Below are 1,961 nucleotides of genomic sequence, written 5' to 3'. Positions count from 1 at the left end.
CTGATCACCACCTCGGGCAACCAGGTGCGCAGCGGCGTGACGCTGGTCGGCGACACCGGCAAGGCGCTGGAGACGATCGTTGCCGAAGTGCAGGAGATCAACAAGCATGTGAGCGCGATCGTCACGGCGACGCGCGAACAGTCGACCGGCCTTCAGGAGATCAACACGGCAGTCAACACCATGGACCAGGGCACGCAGCAGAACGCGGCAATGGTGGAAGAGCAGACGGCGGCAAGCCATGGCCTGGCTTCGGAAGCCGCTTCGCTCAATGCGCTTCTGGCCCAGTTCAACCTCGGCAATACCCAGAGCGCCTATGCGCCGGCAGCTATGCCGCGCCGTCGCGCCGCATAGACGTAAAACACCTTAGATGCGAAGCAGGGCCCGGAGCACAACTCCGGGTCTTTGTTTTTGGATGCCCGTTTTTCGAAAATCGGCGCGTGCGCCGTAATTCGTTGTTCCGGCTTTCCTTTTTTAAGTTTTGATAAAGTGTCGAGGCATACCGTCCGATTGCCGCGAAATGACTTCGCACCGCACATCCGCCGATAGGGTCCATCTCCCGAAAAGCTCGCCTCAGGGCCACCGATGTGTTCCAGACACCTGCCTCACGCTGCGCGTGTTTTGGCTTTCCATCACGCGTTCGAAGTTTGCTCGCGATCTGCTTTTTCAAGCAATCGCGCGAAGGGAGACGAACGGTGATTCTCAAGACTGCGACCGCACGAAACATGTTTGCCATCGTGATGACTGGCCTTTTGACCTGTATGGTCACGGCTGCCATCGTGTTCTGGCTATCCTATCAGCAGCTGAAAGAGCGCAGCATTGCGGAGATGACCAACGCCGCCTATGCAAGCGCCGCCAACGTCGAGGCGAGGTTCGCAGAGACGAAAACGCTCGCCAACAACATGCGCTCTGCCCTCTATGCCATGAAGGACAGTGGCACGGCGTCTCGCGAAGGTACGGTTGCGCTGCTGAAAAAGCTGATCGCGGACAACCCGCTCGCCGTTGGCCTCAGCACCGGCTGGGAGCCGAACGCGTTTGACGGCAAGGATGCGGAATATGCGGGCAAACCGGGCCACGATGCCAGTGGCCGCTACGTTCCCTATATCGCCCGTTCGGGGGAAAAGATCGTGTACGAAGCGCTGGTCGATTACGACAAGCCCGGCGCAGGAGATTACTATCAGGTCCCCAAGAAGACTGGCCGCGACATGATCACCGAGCCTTACTTCTACAAGATCGACGGCAAGGACGTGCTGATGACGTCGATCATGGTGCCGTTGAAGCTCGACAATGCCTTCGTCGGCGTCGATGGCGTCGACATGGCGCTTGACCACCTTTCCAACGAGTTGGGCAAGCTGGCCCCGTTCGGTACCGGATTCGTTTCGCTGGTCAGCCAGGGCGGCAGCATCATCAGCCATCCCGATCAGACATTCCTTGGAAAATCGCTAAAGGACACCGGGCTTGAGGCCGGCGGTTGGGGCCAGCTTCTGGGCAAGACCGAGCAGGCGTTTGAACTCACCCACACGGATGGCTCGGTGCACATCGCCGTTGCCGTGCCGGTCAAGCTTCTGCCCGATACAACCTGGTACGTCGTCGTATCCGTGCCGCAGGCTACCGTCTTTGCCGGTCTCTCGCAGCTTGCGATGATCTCCGTCGCGGTTATCGCCGTCGCAGCCTTGATCATGATCCTGGTCGGTTGGACGCTTGCCACCCGATTCCGCAAGCGCGTTGCGGCGGTCATCGGCGTCACCGGTGAAATCGCTGCGGGCAAGACCGATGTCGACCTGTCGGAAGCCGAGTGCAAGGACGAGATCGGCGATCTCGCCCGCTCGCTGCAGGTTGCGCGACGCGACCATCGCCAAGCTCAAGCTCGAAGACGAGGCCGACGCCAACCGTTCACTGTCGGAGCGCGAGCGCCTGGAACGCCAGGCTCGCGATGCCCGTGATGCTGCCGAAGTGCAGCAGGC

The 1,961-nt window shown here is 60.4% G+C and carries 2 protein-coding genes; both read left to right on the top strand.

From position 1 onward, the window contains the following. Positions 1 to 351 (top strand): methyl-accepting chemotaxis protein (locus ASD03_RS31180; protein WP_244494718.1); only part of this gene is annotated, 351 nt, incomplete at its 5' end. Positions 352 to 692: 341 nt separating this feature from the next. After that, entirely contained in the window at positions 693 to 1,940 is a 1,248-nt protein-coding gene (locus ASD03_RS31175) for a cache domain-containing protein (RefSeq protein WP_057218005.1), read from the top strand. Positions 1,941 to 1,961: the final 21 nt, after the last annotated feature.

It is taken from the genome of Ensifer sp. Root127, assembly GCF_001425225.1.
GTDB lineage: Bacteria > Pseudomonadota > Alphaproteobacteria > Rhizobiales > Rhizobiaceae > Ensifer > Ensifer canadensis.
The sequence above is the reverse complement of the archived record's forward strand: the minus strand, read 5'-3'. Positions and strand labels throughout refer to the sequence as shown.